Source organism: Microbacterium sp. LKL04 (genome assembly GCF_900102005.1).
GTDB lineage: Bacteria > Actinomycetota > Actinomycetes > Actinomycetales > Microbacteriaceae > Microbacterium.
Window position 1 is genome coordinate 2,344,631 of record NZ_LT627736.1, and the last position, 14,989, is coordinate 2,359,619.

The window sequence follows — 14,989 nt, forward strand, 5'->3', positions numbered from 1 at the left end:
AAAGGTCTGCCAAAACCCGGTAGCGGGTGCCGTTTGTGGCGCGTCCAGTTCGGCATCTCGGGCGCACGAGCCGCAAACGATCGTTTTCGGCGGGGCTAATCTGATCGTGCGGCGACAACGTTTGCGGCATCCAATCAGGCCCTGTCAAGTGGTGCGTGGGGGATTATTCGCTCACGAGCGGGAGGCCGTCGATGAGCCCCTGGATGGCGAGCGTCGCGAGGGATGAACTCGGCGATGGTGAGGGCGACGACGTCGGTTTGAGTGGCGATGTCGTTGACGACGCGACGTATTTGCTCGCGGGTAAGGCCGCCTGGCACCTTGCCGAGTCCGAGTGCGGCTTCGTTGCTGTTCTGGTTGGGTTATGTGGCCCCGCTGTCAGGGATGCCAGGTCGCGATGACTACCTCGGGAGCGCGAATAGGGTGGGCTCGTCTATTCCGAGTGCTTCGCACATCGCGCTGAAGTGCCTCGCATCGTTAGCGCGCATCATCAAGAAGAGCGAGCGCAGCACTACAGTCGCTTCGCTCGGATCCACGATCGCGGAGATGTTGCCTTCTTCGTTGTGGGAGTAAGCGTGTAGGTAGCGCTCGACATGGGTGCGGATAGCTGGATCGTCGAGCTCCCTGATCGCCGCTTTCATGCCGCTGTGAAAGCTGCCGATGTGCTGGGGGAATCGGAAGCTGAGGAACGCTTCGATCATCTTCCGTGCCGCGTTCGGTGCGAGCGCTAGGACGTCCATACGTTCAGCGAGGCTCATTTCCGGGGTTGCGGCCAACACCGACTCAGCTACCCGTGCGAATAGGAAATGGTACAGCGATCTCAGTCGACGGCTCTGTTGCTGATTCTCGGTCCAGGGGTCCAGCTGGGGAAGTCGACGTGGTGTGCTCGCCCCTCGGCTGCGGTGGCGCATCCGGATCTCATGGATGGTGAACCCGCCGACAACATGTCGTCCAGCGGATTCAAGCTGCATCACCCACTGCCTGAACAACTCGAAGTTGTGGGTAAGGAGCATGATTTGGCTGGCGTATGTGCTTTCCACCAGTGACGACCATAGGAAGGACGAGACACCAAACAGGATCCCGTCGTCCATGCTCGAGACGGGGTCGTCGATCACGATGATCGGTTCGTCGCCGCTTACGACGCCTTCTCGAATGCTGGCCAAGAAGTGAAGCAAGGCGATGGCGGTGCGTTCGCCCTCGCTTAGGTGTGTGGCGGGGCTACCGGCTCGCTCGATTCGGTACTGCTTGCCGTCCTCACTGGGGGTGAAAGCCAGGTCTGAGCGGCCCAGGAGCCTTGTGACACTGCTCGTAAGTTCAGCCGCCTGCGGAACCGGATCGGCGTCCAAATTGCGGAGTGCGATAACTCGCGAGCTCAGCTCCTTGAGCTCCGACTCGAGCGCCGCGGCATGTTCGTTCAGTTCATGAAGTCTGCTCGCGCTCGAATCGTACTCGTCGATGATTCCCTTTACGCGAGCCAGTTCGACCCTGCGGGCGGCCGCTGAGGCAAGCGCGACGTGCTCACTCCGTCGCTGCTCGTGAGCGTCAATTACGGATATCACCGCATCCGCAGTCGGAATCTCGACCAGATCGAACTTTTCGATTCCGGAGACGAAGGGATTGGCGCGTTTAGCCGCGAGCGCCGCCGACAGGGCGAGGAGGAGACTTTGGAAGCGGTCTACTTGGTCCCGCACGACTGTTCTGGCAGATCTGAGGTTACCGGCCAGGTCTGGGTATAGATCTGCGTCACGCGGAATGCTCTCGGCCATAGCGCCAGATGACCTGCTGGCCTGGTCCAAGAGACGCAGATGCTCATCGATCCGCTCCTGGAGGTCGACAATCGACCTGTCGAAGTGGGCTGCCAGCTCCGATCGCCGCGTATCCGTGATGTGGTTGCCGCAGAACGAGCAGTTCTCTTCCTGCTCGTGCAGTGCGAGGCCCTCCTGGACCCACTGAGCTCGAGGAGGATCGTTTGCCAGCCGGGCAAGCGGGCGGGCGGTTACGTCGGTCGTCAGAAGAGCGATCGACTCATCCTGGATGATTTCTAGGGCTGGAAAGCGAGGGCGCTGGAGGTTCGTGAAGGACGGGAGTGCGTCCGAGGTTGCCAGCTTGCGATCCGCCGGGAGGTCCGTCGACGCGCCGTCGAAAACGCTACGATCGCCAGCAAGCAAAGCTCGCACGTTGGCCCGAGTGTACGCATTCGTCCCGCGGTAAGTGGCAACCGGTGATGAGCGCAGATCATCGACGACGTATCCGGCCACCTCCGTCATCCGCTGTTGCAGGGACTTGTCTGCTGCCTTGGCCTCTGCTCGCGCGGCAGCTGCTGCTGGCTCGATCTCCGTACGCCGGTTCTCTGCATCTGCGAGCTCTTGCTCGGCGTCGACGTTGGCTTTTCCCAAGGTTAGGAGGCTGTCGGAGCGCGGCCCATCGACGTCGTCGAACTTCAAATTTTCCCGTACGTAGTCCGAGTTGAAGACACGGACCCTTGGCCAAAAATTCGCCGCCGCCTCAGTCACGACGGTCTGAACGCCATCCACCAAAACGTCGAACTCAATCCCAGCTCGAGCGACGTCGGGTGCGCCAATTGAGCAGGCGTGGAGGATGTTTGCGAGGGTGCTCTTGCCGCTGCCGTTGGTCCCATAGATGAGGTTGACACGGGCGAGGTCCTTCGGCCGACTTTCGTCGCCCCAGTTTTCAAAAACTCGATACTTCCCGATCTTGCGAAAGCGAGTGATCTGCGCGCGCGTCATTCTGATCCCCCAGGTCTGAGCCCTGTCCGGCCTGATTCGAGGTTAGCGAAGGGCTCTGACCCGCGCTGTCGCTCTCGAACTGGCCCACCTCGGGGCTCCGGCCTCATCCTCCGGTCCGACCATAGATACCCAGCATTCCGATTAGGGGCTGCCGAAAACGATCGTTTTCGGCGGCGAGCCGCACCGCAGATGCCAAGTCAAATAAACCCGCTATCTGCGGACCAGACGAGCGCTCTCTCGGTGAGAGTGTCGCGAACTGGGTGCCCTTGACCAGAGGGCGCGCGTCCCGAGCTAGCTGTCGGGGTCGTCGGGCATCTCGTACTGCTGCCACTGCTTCCTGGCGCGCGGGGTGTTGCTCCATATGAGCGCGAACATCGAGACCAGAAGGACGGTGAGCGCCGGTATCAGAAGGATCCAAAGACCCCCGTCCTTGCTAGCAAAAACGATCGTCATCCAGATGAGCGCGCACCCAGCGAGAATCCCCGCGATCGGCCAGATAAAGCGCATCGAGGCTTCGAGCAGTTTTGTCAGCCACCAGTGCATCGGAACGTCCAATCAGACCGTTTGTGAGCCGCCGGAGCGACCTACTTGCGCGTTACAGGCTCTTGTCGCCCCGCCCCGACACCGTGCTTCGCTTCGAACTCCTCTATCCGCTTACTACGCGTGCGAAGGACGCGGATACTCAACCCGACGAACCCGACGCCCAGAACTACACTCACCGCGAGAAAGACCCACTCCAGCGTGTCAGTCGGCACACCCCTCAAAGCCGCCTGGGCGAACATCACTGCCGCCAGGATCAGACAACCGCTCGCCTCCAGCCGCCCACGTTCGGCGACCATCCTCTGCGTGATTAGGCCACCTGCCGACCGTGCCTCAGATGCATCCTCGTCCGTCATCCCAAGACGGTCGCACTCATCCACCGGATCAGCAAGAGTGGCTCGTGATGCGCTGATCGAGGCCGATGCGCGATTGACCGTCGCCTCGCCGCCGGAAACGCCCACCGAAACTAGGTTCTGCTCCACGTTTTTGGCGCGCAACTTGGCCTCCTCGGCGCAGCGCAGCCGCAAACGATCGTTTTCGGTGGCGTTCCCTTCCTCGGCGCACAGCGGACCAACTGTCCCACCCTGGGACACCGAGTTGCTCGTTCAGAGTTTTCGAGACCTCGCGCATAGGGGCCTCGATGACTACGAACCTGAACCCCAACGAACTTCCGACCTCACGCCTGGACGGAGACCCGCGGCACTCCCGCTGGACCGTCCCTGCGCTCATCCTCATGGCCCCTCAAGCGGCCGCACTCTTCAGCGACACTATGCGCCAGGTCCAGACGATGCTGAGCGACCTCGAGGCGGGCACAACGAGCCTCGTCGACAGCGTCGAGACGGCTGCGCGCATCGTCGAGCTCATCGCGGGCCTCTTCGGCGCATGATGGTCAGCTCTCCGATTCGACCGCCACCGAGGTCGACGCGGCTGCCGCCGTCGCTGAGGCCGACGCTGCGGCCGCCGAGGCTGCCGCCGATGCAGCCTGGAAGGCCGGCGACCGGCGAGTGCGCATCGCGGCCTTCCTCTCGGCTGCACCCCAAGGGCCGATCAGATGGTACGAGCGAACAGTCCTCCACATCGTCCTGGACTTAGCGTCGGGTACGTAATCGTCCCCCGACATCATGTGCAGGTCACGCTCGAGCTTCCGCAGGCCGCGCTTGGCCGTCGACTCCGACACCCCATACCAAGATGGCGCTCGACTGGCCGGAAGCTCGAAGCCTGGCTTCAAGCTCATCGAAATCAACAGCATCACCTTCTCGGCGGTGTCCATGTCGCGTTCATGCCCTTCGAGCCAGAACGCATGCGGGAGGGCGAACCAGGGTCCGTCTGCGGCAGTGCGCGGTCGGGTGTACGGGTCTCCGTTGCCGGATTCGTGGAGAAGTGTGTAGGTGACGCTGCGGCCGGATCCACTTCGTTTGACCAGCTTGCGTTCGACGAGCTTCGTCACCTGCTTCGACCACCGCGACTTCGCGGAATCCATCTCGGCATGCAGAGCAAGTCCGGCGACGGTTGCCCACGATCCCGCGGGGTAGTACGCGATGTGCGGCGAGCTGGCGCTCGCGACCGCGTGAATGAGTAGGTAGGCGTTGATCGCGGGCCAGTCTCCGACAAGTGAGGCCATAGGACCGGCGCGGGTACCGTCCGGCCCCGGCGCTGCTGACTGCACGAAGGCGTTTCGGATGGGCACGGCTCCGCGTCCCGTGGGCGCCAACATCGACTGCAGCAGAGCGAGAGGTTCGGGCGCTGATCGGGGTGGCTCCAACCGGTTGGTCCTCGCACCGATGACCAACCAGCAGAGCCACCCCGACGGGACGCTCTCCGATGATGAGCTCGACTGGCTCGCCGCCCGGGCAGACGGCGGCTTCGGACTGCTTCACACCGCGGCGACATTCGTGCACCCAGCAGGCCAGGTGTGGCCGGGACAACTCGGGATCTCCAGTGACTCGCATCTTCCAGGGCTCGAGCGTCTGGCGGCGAGGGTCGCCGCCGCCGGTGCCAGATCATCGATCCAGCTCCATCACGGAGGCGTTCGCGCAGACCCGAATCTCTCACACGGCACCGTCGTCGGCCCCTGGGACGATGCGCAGACAGGGGTGCGGGCACTCTCCACCAGCGAGGTCCACCAGGCTGTGGACGACTTCGCCGAAGCGGCCCGCCGCGCCGAGAACGCGGGCTTCGACGGGATCGAGGTCCATGGCGGTCACGGCTTCCTTGTTGGGCAGTTTCTCGACGCCTCGAACAATCTGCGCGAGGACGGCTACGGCAGCGACCCGGCCGGGCGCAGCCGGTTCGTCAAGGAAGTCCTGAAGGCGATTCGCGAGCGCACCGGATCTGGTTTCCATGTGGGCCTCCGCCTTTCAGTCGAGCGCCACGGGCAGGTGCTCGGCGACATGGTCGATCTCGTCCGCGAGTTATTCGCCAGCGGCGACATCGACCTGCTCGACCTTTCACTGTGGGATGTTCGCAAGCTTCCCGCCAACGCACCCGAGGGCAGCGCCACGCTGATCGAGCACTTTCTCGACATCCCCCGCGGTGGCGCCGCGCTGGGCGTGGCCGGACATATCTCGACGGCCCGCGATGCGCAGCGCATGTTGGACCAGGGGGCGGATCTCGCATATATCGGCAAGGCGGCCATCGCGGACCATTCCTTCGCCACGAAGGCGATCGCCGACCCGGACTATCGTCCGCAGGAGTTTCCCCTGTCCCGCGAGCGCCTCCGCGCGGAGCGGCTCGGAGACGCGTTCATCGACTACTTCGGGACCAACTGGCCCCACCTCGTCGATGGATAACTCCGAGCACTTCCCGATCATGAACCCGTTCAAAACCAACACCCCGTGCGCTACCTGCGCTCGAACCGAACAGGAGAAACACCCATGAAAAATGCACAGCTCGGAAACCTTGAGGTATCCCGCATCGGGCTCGGTGCCATGACCATGGCAGGCACCTACACCGCCGAAGGCGGCCTGGATGATGCCGAGTCCATCCGCACGATCCACCGCGCGCTCGACCTCGGGGTCACCCACATCGACACGGCCGAGATCTACGGGCCTTTCCTCAGCGAGGAAATCGTTGGCCGTGCCCTCAAGGGACGTCGGGACGGCGTCGTCATCGCCACGAAGTTCGGCCTCTACGACCACTCGCGTGGTGAGCGAAACCCGAACAGCAGCGCCGCAAACATCAAGACCGCGGTCGAAGGCTCCCTGCAGCGACTCGGTACCGACCACATCGACCTGTACTACCAGCACCGCGTGGACAAGAAGACGCCCATCGAGGAAACCGCAGGAGCCGTTGCGGAGCTGATCGCTGAGGGCAAGGTGTTGCACTTCGGCTTGTCGGAGGCATCGCCGGAGACGATCCGACGTGCGCACGCGGTACAGGCTGTGAGCGCATTGCAGACCGAGTACTCGCTATGGACCCGCGACGTGGAAGCGGAGATCCTTCCGCTGCTGCGCGAGCTCGGAATCGGGCTCGTGCCGTACTCGCCGCTCGGCCACGGGCTACTCACCGGACAAATCCGCACCGTCACCGACTTTCCCGACAACGACTGGCGGAAGACCAATCCGCGGTTCACAGGCGAAAACTTCACCCGCAACCTCGCGATCGTCGATGAGGTGCGAGCCATCGCTGCGGAAGCAGGGGCAACGCCCGCGCAGGCGGCCCTCGCGTGGTTGCTGACCCGAGGAGAAGACATCGCTCCGATTCCCGGAACGCGACGCGTCAACCGCGTCGAGGAGAACACAGCAGCCGACGGTGTCGAACTCACGGAAGACCAGATCGAGCGCCTCAACAACCTGACGCCGGCCGCCGGCGCTCGGCACGACGAGGGCAACATGGCGTCAATCGACCAGTGAGGTCGGAGCGCCGAAACAGGCCGGTGACCGCACACCGGCTACGGCCGTGAAGATTTCGGCCAGGTAGCCACAGCACGATCGCACGCGCCGCCGGCATCACAGGCATCTGGAACCACCTCGCCGGATCAGTCGTACATCTCGATCTGCCAGCCGCCGACCATCACGTTGTCGTGTGGCGCGCAACCCCTCGCCCGATCGGCGTGACGCGAGGAACCTGCAGAGTGGGGCACCAGCATGTTGGATCCGCAGCACTGCTCAGCAGTGTGTCTGATGGGATGCGCCCGGTTAAGGGAAGGTCACCACCATGGGGCGCTTCAACTACAGCACCAACGCGAAGACCGACATCGAAGATCGCGCGCTCGCGCATTTGCAGATCGTGATCGGGAACAAGTTGAAACGTGGCGAGCCGTTCTTCTTCACCTGGCGCGAGGACCTCAGCATGGATGACGGCCGACGAGCGGTCTGGATCCACTCCGACTCGAAGCTCAGCTTCACGTACCGCGGTAGCCGCGCGCCGACCATCAACAGGGCGTGGTTGAGCAAGCTCGCGCGCCTTGCCGACGCGACCAGCGGGCTCTACCTCGTGTCCGAGCCGCCGGATGACCATCGCGCCGAAGCGGCCGCCGACGTCATCTGACCAACGCCCCCGAAGTGTCCGGCCGGGTGGTATCCGGCTACCCCCCTATCGGTGCGCGGGGATCCGTGACACTGTCAGCAATGAGGGCGGTCGGGGGGGCCGCCCGGTTGGAGAAGCCCCGCCAGCACCGCAGATCTTTTGATCCTCGTGTTTTGGAGATGGGTGGATCCCCTTGCACTCACCTGGGGGGTGATTGTGAGGGGATCCTGTTTGTCTGCACGACCGCTTGAGAGGGGACCTCGTCTTCTGAGGCCAACGCAACCCCCAGTGCGCGCCTGGCGAGGTCCCCGCTCCAGCGACAGGCTGGGGCAGCCGCCGGTTCCTGTGCGACGCCCAGGCCGGAGGCGTAACGTCGGTTCATGAATGCACAAGTGAAGAGCGCGGGCAGTAGCCCCGCATTGTTGGGCCTCCGGTCGATCCTGGTCACCACCCTCCCGTCGGAGCTGATGACCGCCGATGCACCCGACCGGTACACCGTCGAAGCCGTCTTCACCCGCAGGGTGGAGCCGGATGAGATAGCCGCCATTGAAGGCAACGAGACCCGGGCGCAACTGTCCGCGCACGGCTACTCGACCGCGGAACTGCGAGTGTCCGACCGTCGGCTTGAGATCTACAACACCAACCTTGAAGAGCTCCGCGATGGACTCGCCTCCGTGATCGCAGAACGCCTGGGCGACATTGACACTCATCTGGCGATCCAGCGAGACGCCGACGCCCATCGATTCCAAGACGCGTCGCATCGGGAGATAGCTCGCGCCGCCGCTGTGGCGGTACTTGCAGCCTCGATCGTATTCACTCCGCCCGACACAGGCGACCTGGGCGATGAGAGCGCGCGAGTAAGTGACTGGATGGAAGAAGGTGGATCAGGCCGCGACTGAGGGCGACTCACCGTCAGCCCCGGCGACATGGAGTGCGCGGAAGCCTAGAGCAGGCTGCCGACGAGTTCCTCGATCCGCCCGCGGATATCATCACGGACCTCTCGGACGATCTCGATGGACTGGCCGGCGGGGTCGGTGAGCTGCCAATCCTCGTAGCGCTCGCCTGGGAAGATCGGGCAGGCGTCGCCGCAGCCCATCGTGATCACCACGTCGGCTCGGCGGACGGCGTCGGTGGTCAGGATCCGCGGCACGGCCCTGGCGAGGTCGATGCCCTCCTCCGCCATCACGGCGACGGCGTTAGGGTTCACGGCGTTGTCGGACTCACTGCCCGCGGAGAACACGTCGATGCGGTCCCCGGCGATCGCGCGGAGGTATCCTGCGGCCATCTGCGAGCGGCCGGCGTTGTGGACGCAGACGAAGAGGACGGCGGGTTTGGTGATGTCAGTCATGAAGGCCGACTGAGCCCTGGGAACGACGAAACCCCCGTCCGAGGACGGGGGCTTCGTGCGGAGGTGGTGCTTACCAGCTCGACTTGGTCACGCCGGGCAGCTCGCCACGGTGCGCCATCTCGCGGAAGCGGACACGCGAGATGCCGAACTTCGACAGGTGGCCGCGGGGGCGTCCGTCGATGGCGTCGCGGTTGCGCAGGCGGACCGGCGATGCGTTGCGGGGAAGCTTCTGCAGGCCGACGCGGGCGGCCTCGCGGGCCTCGTCGGTCGCGTTCGGGTCCACGAGGGTCTTCTTCAGCTCGGCACGCTTCTCGGCGTAGCGGGCGACGATGACCTCGCGCTGGTTGTTGCGCGCGATCTTGCTCTTCTTCGCCATGCGATCAGCGCTCCTCTCGGAATTCGACGTGCTTGCGGATCACCGGGTCGTACTTCTTGAGCACGATGCGGTCGGGGTTGTTGCGGCGGTTCTTGCGCGTCACGTAGGTGTACCCCGTGCCGGCGGTCGAACGCAGCTTGATGATCGGACGAACGTCCTGAGCCTTCTTCGCCATTAGAGCTTCACACCCTTCGCGAGGAGGTCCTTCACGACCGACTCGATGCCGCGGGCGTCGATGACCTTGATGCCCTTAGCCGAGACGTTCAGCGTGATCTTGCGACCAAGCGAAGGAACGAAATAGGTCTTCTTCTGCACGTTCGGGTCGAAGCGGCGCTTCGTCCGGCGGTGCGAGTGCGAGATGTTGTGACCGAAGCCGGGAACAGCTCCAGTCACCTGGCACACTGCTGCCATAGTGATTCTCCTTAGTACCGTGACACCGGACGGTGCCACCCAAGATCCCTTGTCTGCACCCCGCTCCCGGACACGGCTGTTGGGCCGTCTTCTGAGGGTGGGATGCGAACTGCGTGCTGGAGTGCGCGCAGACGAAGAGTCAGTCTAGCACGGCCGGGCGTGTCGCCTCGCCGTGGCTCAGGCGGATGCCGCGGTGGCCGACGTGCGCTCGGCTGCGACTTTCGCGGACATGTACCGGTGGAGGACGTCGAGGTCGACTTCACCAGATCGCACGACCGAGGGGAGGATTGAGATCACGACCCGCGCGATCCGGACGGGACGATCGTGGGCGAGGCCCTCGAAGTAGCGATCGATTATCCGCAGCGCAGAGTGCATCTTGCTCAGGTCGCGCGAGCGACCAGTTCCTACGAGTGAGAACAAGATCTCGTCGGTGAAGACGCCGGCGTGCTCGTGGAACGCCCACACCTGGTCGGCGGCGCTGCGGCTAGCGCCGGTCCCGCGGTAGTCGGTTCGGCCCCGCGACGAGTTGACGACGAGGAACGCCGATCGCGCACCCGCGCTACCGAACGTCCCGACGGGCTGCATGACGACTGTCCCGTGGGGAAGCACGGTCCGCCGATCCCACTCCACCCGACCGCGCTGACGTCGGGGGATGAGTCGTTGCTCGAGCAGGGCGTCATCGAGCGACTCCTGCCTTTCGCGCGCGCCACCGCGGGAGAAGCGATCGAGGACTGCGAAGTGCAGCGAGTCCTCCGCGAGACCCTCCACCGCCGCGCGGTCGTTGATTCCCAGGACGAAGGATGCGCGCGGGTACTTATCGAGGTTGTCCATGAAGTCGCCCACCACGACCGTGACGCTGTGTCCGGCATCCACCGCAACGGTCACACTGCGGAGCCGTGCCTGCGCGATCAGCCCGGCGATGATCGCGGCAACGAGAGCGACACCGAAGATCGATGCGACAACCGGGAAGCGGAGCGGATCGAGCCCGTCGATGAGGAACACCGCCGCTTGCAGACCCGCGTATCCCACGGTGAACACCGCCGCGAAGACTCGCCATCCGCGGGAGAAGAACCGCCGCAGCCGAAACCGCGCATACGTGCGGGCCGTGGTCGACTCCCCTACCGTCGTGACCGTCACTCTGGCCACCCTTCCGCCACCCACTCCTCTGCGGCGGCGTCGAGCTCCACGGCAACTTTGTCGTTGCCCGCCGGATTCTTGAAGAAGAACACGCGCGTATGCGCGTAGACCTTCTGCGCATACGCGGTGTTTCGCTCGATCACGTAGAAGTCGCCGGCCCGAAGATCGTGCACGACTCCCGTAGCGAGTTCGCGGATGAGCAGACGGCCGCGCAGGACCAATTGATACTCCCGCGCGCGGGGATGCATATGCGGCTGGTCGACGGTATCCGCGTCGTAGTCCGAGATCCCCGCTTCGAGCTCAGCGTCTTCGATATGCGCCAGCGCTTGAGCGCGTGCCAGGGTTCCCGTCAGGTACTGACGGCTCCCGCCGCCGACCGCCGCGTCGATGTCTGAGGCGCGGATGACGGATACCTGGGGCACCCCGTCATGCTAGCGGCCGACTTCAGACGCCTGCGCCGCAGCCACGGCCTCGTCGTACGTCGCCTCCGGGTCGTCCATCAGTCGCGCGGTCACGGCGGCGTGGGCGCGCGTGTACGGGCCACCCGTCGCGAGTGCCCAGTCGACCTGCGGACGCGCCGGCTCGCCCAGCGTCGCGAACGCCTCGCTCAGACTGCGCCGGGTGTCGTCCTCGCCGCGGGCGAACTGCGTCGCCAGGGTCGTCGCGAGAGCGGATGCCTCGGCTGCCGGCACGTGCCGTGCTGCCGTCCGCCAGGCCACGCGCGCGACCGCGTCGTCGGCATCCTTCAGCAGGTCGGCGGTGATCGCCGGCCACACGCGCGGACCGCCGATCTTCGACATCGTGTGCAACGCCTGCGCCCGGATCTGGGCCCCGCGTGAGCCGAGTTCGACGAGGAGCCGGTCGATGACCTCATCGGCGTCGTGTCGGGTCAACGCCCAGGTCAGCATCTCGCGCACGAGGAACTGCGGCTCGATGCGGCACTGCGCCACGAGCACCGGGATGTACTCCGAGCGCGGGTGGGTGCCCGCCGTCATCGCGGCCTGCACGCGCGCGGACGGGTCGAGCGACGCGAGGGCGGCCTCGAGCCGGTCTGCAGCGGACGTCTCGGTCATGGGTCACCTCACGGGGTCGGGCGGGATGCGGCATCCCACCCTCACTGGAACACGCCGAGGTGAGCGAGTGTTCCCGGCATCGCGACCTTAGCCCGCGGCCTCGCGCGCCCCTCTCCCCCAGCGGAACGCCGACACCGACGGGTCGCCCGGGATCCAGAAGCGCCACGGGAACGCGTCGGTCCCGGCGATCCCTGCGACGCCGACCCGCGGTCCCGTCGCGATCTCGACCAGCGGATCGGCGCGCAGGAACAGCCGCGCGCTCGCGCCGGCCTGCTCCTCCCCCGTGACCGCGTCGATGCCGTCGTGCACGGGATTCCGCAGCCCCACCGCATCGCCGAGGCGGCCGGGTCCGCGGGCCAGGTCGCGCGCGGTGCGCGCCGCGGGCCGGCGGGCGTGCGCGGCATCCGCTCCGTCGACGACCTCTCCGCCGCGCAGCAGGATTCCGCCCGCGACACCCTCGGGACCGCACACGACATTGACGCACGAATGGATGCCGTGGCTCAGGTACACGTACAGATGGCCGGGTTCGCCCCACATCGTCGCATTGCGGGCGGTCGGCCCCATCCGCGCGTGCGAGCCGGGGTCGGCCTGCGGCCCCGTCCCGCGGCCGTGGTACGCCTCCACCTCGGTGATCCGCAGGGCGACGAAGCCGGTCGCGGTCGTCACGTGCAGCTCGCCACCGAGCAGGGTCGGCGCGACATCGGCCGGGAGTCCCGCCAGGGCTTCGCGGGTCGCGGCGACGAGGGCGGTCACAGCGAGGGGGCCTTCCGGCACCAGGCGACGTCGAACCCCTCCATGACGGTGACCTGCGTCCCGTCGAGGGCGTAGATGCGCGTCTCGAGCGTCGTCGGCAGCGGCAGCGTGTAACCGTCGTACGGGTTGTCGACCACGTTCGGTGCGATGACGAGAGCCGCGTACCGGCCGCTCGGCGACACGCACGTCTGGAGGAGTCCGTCGGCGGGATCGACCTTCGCGACCACGCTCGCCTTGCCGTCGGCATCCACCCGCATGATGTTCGTGCCGAGCGGGTTCAGCCCGTCGAACGGGGTGAGGGCGCGAAGGGTCGACCCGTCGGACATCGCCAGGACCGAGCCGGTCTGACCGAGCTCCCCCGCCGTCGGGGGGAGCGGGTTCTCCTTCGCCGAGGCGAGGTCGACGATCGCCGGTCCGTCGACGCGCTCGATGTAGGCCGTCGTCCCGGCGATGTCGTCGATCCCGATCGCATTCCCGAGCTCCACGGGAGGCGCCCCCGCCGACGACACGAGGCTGAGCGCGCCGTCGAAGGTGAGCATGAGGATCGTGTCGGTCCCGGGGACGAACCGCCAGTCCTCGACCCGCTTGTCGGCCCCGGTCACCGAGATCTCGGCGGGCCCCGCGCCCGGGTCCGCGGTCGAGCCCGTGAAGAGCAGGCTCTCGCGTCCCCCGGATGCCGAGATGTCGGCATCCGTGAAGGTGTAACCGATCGTGTTGCCGCGTTCTGCGCTCTGCAGGTTCGTCACGACGCCCTCACCGGGCAGGGTGAGCTCCTTCGGCTGGGAGCCGTCGGTGCGCGTGACGATGAGGTGCGACACCCCGTCTTCGAGGGTGGATACGACGAGGTGCGCGGCCGTCGCGCGGAAGTCCTCGATGTGCTCGTGCTCGAACACGGGCTCCGTGTTGCCGTCGAGGTCGACGCGGTAGATCTTGTCGCCGCCCTCGCTGCGCTGCAGGACGTACGAGTGCAGCTTCGGCGTGGCGAACGACTCCTCGACGGTCGAGGCCGGGCCGCCCCCGAGACCCGCCAACCGGTCGATGCGGATCGTGTACGTCGTCTCGTCCCAGAGCGGATCCGTGAAGCGGATGCCGACACTCCGCCCCGAGGTGTCGACGCTGAACGGCGCCGCCGGCGTGATGGTGACCTGTGCGGCATCCACCTTCTGGAGCGACTGCGTCGTCTCGAAGATCACGCGGGAACCGGGGGAGGAGACGGCGGCGGCCGTGTCGGCCTGGACCGAGGTGATCCGAGGACCCTGCAGGGTCGTGATGACGCCGGCGGCGAGCGCCACGAGCGCGAGGACCGCGACGACCGCGATCACACGTACCGAGAACCCGCGGGCCTGCCGACGCTGGCGCTGAGCGCGCCGGCTGTCAGAACTCATACGGGTCCTTGGGCTCGTCGATCTGCTCGACGGAGGCCGCCGTCACCTGCAGCTGACCGTCGACGTCGCGGATGGTCCCCGTCACGGTCACCCACTGGCCCTTGCGGGGGATGTCGTCGGTGGCGACCGGAAGGCTCGCCGGCTGCGCGTCGATGACGCAGTGGGTGATGATGAGCCGCGTCAGGGCGAAGCCCTGCTGGCCGGGAGCGACGAAGCCGGTCAGCGAGATCTCGGTGCCGTCGAACACCTCGGGGTCGGTCGCCGTCGCGAACACGCTCGCCCAGTCGCCGATGCCGAACGAGGCCGTGTCGCCGGTGATCGCGAGCGCGACGGTGTCGGCGTTCTGGAACAGCGGTGCCGAGCCGGTGGTGCGGGATGCCGCCAGCTCCGCCGACAGCGTGGCCGGCGGGACGACCAGCATCGTTCCCGCGAGACCGAGCGCGAGCGCCCCTCCCGCAACCGTCGCCGCGGTGCCGACGACCTGGCGGGGCGTGCGCGGCGAACGCTCGTCGTGATCGTGGTGGTCGTGGTCGGCGGGCGCGTCGCCGTGGTCGTGCCCGTGATCCTCCGCCGCGCCGAGCGGCAGGACGAAGCTGATCGCGCACCCGACGAGCGCGAGGGCAGCCATCGAGACCGCGAACCACGACGACTCGGGGTTGATGTAGAGCCCGAGCCGGCCGGTCACCGCGAGGGCGATCGTCAGGGCCGAGATCAGTGCGACCGCGCCGACGCCCAGCATCCGGAACCACACGGTG

At 66.1% G+C, this 14,989-nt stretch carries 19 protein-coding genes; 5 read left to right on the forward strand and 14 right to left on the reverse strand.

Annotated elements, in window-relative coordinates:
- Nucleotides 1-398 precede the first annotated feature (398 nt).
- The 3 genes from BLP38_RS11395 to BLP38_RS14255 form a co-directional block, all read right to left on the reverse strand.
- Nucleotides 399-2,744 carry an AAA family ATPase gene (locus BLP38_RS11395; RefSeq protein ID WP_091357598.1) on the reverse strand — a complete coding sequence of 782 codons (2,346 nt, stop codon included), beginning with the start codon at nt 2,742-2,744 and terminating at the stop codon, nt 399-401.
- A gap of 291 nt (nt 2,745-3,035) precedes the next feature.
- Complete coding sequence (locus tag BLP38_RS11400) at nt 3,036-3,287, reverse strand: hypothetical protein (RefSeq protein ID WP_091357600.1); 252 nt, start codon at nt 3,285-3,287, stop codon at nt 3,036-3,038.
- Between the two features lie 41 nt (nt 3,288-3,328).
- Nucleotides 3,329-3,877: a hypothetical protein gene (locus tag BLP38_RS14255; protein WP_157681100.1), complete on the reverse strand. Its 549-nt coding sequence runs from the start codon at nt 3,875-3,877 to the stop codon at nt 3,329-3,331.
- A 47-nt stretch (nt 3,878-3,924) separates the two neighbouring features.
- Here BLP38_RS14255 and BLP38_RS11410 point away from each other — a divergent pair, with 47 nt between their 5' ends.
- On the forward strand, nt 3,925-4,170 hold the full coding sequence (locus BLP38_RS11410) for a hypothetical protein (protein WP_091357607.1): 246 nt from the start codon (nt 3,925-3,927) through the stop codon (nt 4,168-4,170).
- A 3-nt stretch (nt 4,171-4,173) separates the two neighbouring features.
- Here BLP38_RS11410 and BLP38_RS11415 read toward each other — a convergent pair whose 3' ends face one another.
- A complete protein-coding gene (locus BLP38_RS11415) occupies nt 4,174-4,971 on the reverse strand; it encodes a hypothetical protein (RefSeq protein WP_172824622.1) in 798 nt (265 codons plus the stop codon).
- A 94-nt stretch (nt 4,972-5,065) separates the two neighbouring features.
- Between BLP38_RS11415 and BLP38_RS11420 the strand changes: the two genes are divergently transcribed.
- The 4 genes from BLP38_RS11420 to BLP38_RS11435 all read left to right on the forward strand — a co-directional run bounded on the left by BLP38_RS11420 (nt 5,066) and on the right by BLP38_RS11435 (nt 8,650).
- Nucleotides 5,066-6,073 carry an oxidoreductase gene (locus BLP38_RS11420; RefSeq protein ID WP_197672422.1) on the forward strand — a complete coding sequence of 336 codons (1,008 nt, stop codon included), beginning with the start codon at nt 5,066-5,068 and terminating at the stop codon, nt 6,071-6,073.
- Nucleotides 6,074-6,157: 84 nt separating this feature from the next.
- A complete protein-coding gene (locus tag BLP38_RS11425; RefSeq protein ID WP_091357616.1) occupies nt 6,158-7,135 on the forward strand; it encodes an aldo/keto reductase in 978 nt (325 codons plus the stop codon).
- Between the two features lie 304 nt (nt 7,136-7,439).
- Complete coding sequence (locus BLP38_RS11430; RefSeq protein WP_020098424.1) at nt 7,440-7,772, forward strand: DUF7882 family protein; 333 nt, start codon at nt 7,440-7,442, stop codon at nt 7,770-7,772.
- 359 nt (nt 7,773-8,131) lie between these two features.
- Nucleotides 8,132-8,650, forward strand: coding sequence for a hypothetical protein (locus BLP38_RS11435; protein WP_091357619.1), 519 nt, complete (start codon nt 8,132-8,134; stop codon nt 8,648-8,650).
- A gap of 44 nt (nt 8,651-8,694) precedes the next feature.
- Here BLP38_RS11435 and BLP38_RS11440 read toward each other — a convergent pair whose 3' ends face one another.
- From BLP38_RS11440 to BLP38_RS11485, 10 genes are all read right to left on the reverse strand, one after another.
- On the reverse strand, nt 8,695-9,099 hold the full coding sequence (locus BLP38_RS11440; RefSeq protein ID WP_091357623.1) for an arsenate reductase ArsC: 405 nt from the start codon (nt 9,097-9,099) through the stop codon (nt 8,695-8,697).
- A gap of 70 nt (nt 9,100-9,169) precedes the next feature.
- Nucleotides 9,170-9,475 (reverse strand): 30S ribosomal protein S14, encoded by a 306-nt coding sequence (rpsN, locus tag BLP38_RS11445; protein ID WP_018187657.1) that lies wholly within the window; start codon nt 9,473-9,475, stop codon nt 9,170-9,172.
- Between the two features lie 4 nt (nt 9,476-9,479).
- Nucleotides 9,480-9,650: a 50S ribosomal protein L33 gene (rpmG, locus tag BLP38_RS11450; RefSeq protein ID WP_005051772.1), complete on the reverse strand. Its 171-nt coding sequence runs from the start codon at nt 9,648-9,650 to the stop codon at nt 9,480-9,482.
- Nucleotides 9,650-9,886 (reverse strand): 50S ribosomal protein L28, encoded by a 237-nt coding sequence (gene rpmB / locus BLP38_RS11455; protein WP_018187658.1) that lies wholly within the window; start codon nt 9,884-9,886, stop codon nt 9,650-9,652. The genes rpmG and rpmB overlap by 1 nt, the downstream gene beginning before the upstream one ends.
- Nucleotides 9,887-10,063: 177 nt before the next feature.
- Complete coding sequence (locus tag BLP38_RS11460) at nt 10,064-11,023, reverse strand: hypothetical protein (RefSeq protein ID WP_091357627.1); 960 nt, start codon at nt 11,021-11,023, stop codon at nt 10,064-10,066.
- Complete coding sequence (locus BLP38_RS11465) at nt 11,020-11,445, reverse strand: cupin domain-containing protein (protein ID WP_091357631.1); 426 nt, start codon at nt 11,443-11,445, stop codon at nt 11,020-11,022. Before BLP38_RS11465 ends, BLP38_RS11460 begins: the two co-directional genes overlap by 4 nt.
- Before the next feature lie 9 nt (nt 11,446-11,454).
- A complete protein-coding gene (locus BLP38_RS11470) occupies nt 11,455-12,096 on the reverse strand; it encodes a HEAT repeat domain-containing protein (RefSeq protein WP_091357636.1) in 642 nt (213 codons plus the stop codon).
- Nucleotides 12,097-12,183: 87 nt separating this feature from the next.
- Nucleotides 12,184-12,849, reverse strand: a complete 666-nt coding sequence (locus tag BLP38_RS11475) for a DNA-3-methyladenine glycosylase (RefSeq protein ID WP_091359809.1) — start codon at nt 12,847-12,849, stop codon at nt 12,184-12,186.
- Nucleotides 12,846-14,234, reverse strand: coding sequence for a hypothetical protein (locus BLP38_RS11480; protein WP_091357639.1), 1,389 nt, complete (start codon nt 14,232-14,234; stop codon nt 12,846-12,848). The genes BLP38_RS11475 and BLP38_RS11480 overlap by 4 nt, the downstream gene beginning before the upstream one ends.
- The gene (locus BLP38_RS11485) at nt 14,224-14,985 is read right to left on the reverse strand and encodes a TIGR03943 family putative permease subunit (RefSeq protein ID WP_091359812.1); all 762 of its coding nucleotides are present in this window, start codon (nt 14,983-14,985) and stop codon (nt 14,224-14,226) included. The genes BLP38_RS11480 and BLP38_RS11485 overlap by 11 nt, the downstream gene beginning before the upstream one ends.
- Nucleotides 14,986-14,989: the final 4 nt, after the last annotated feature.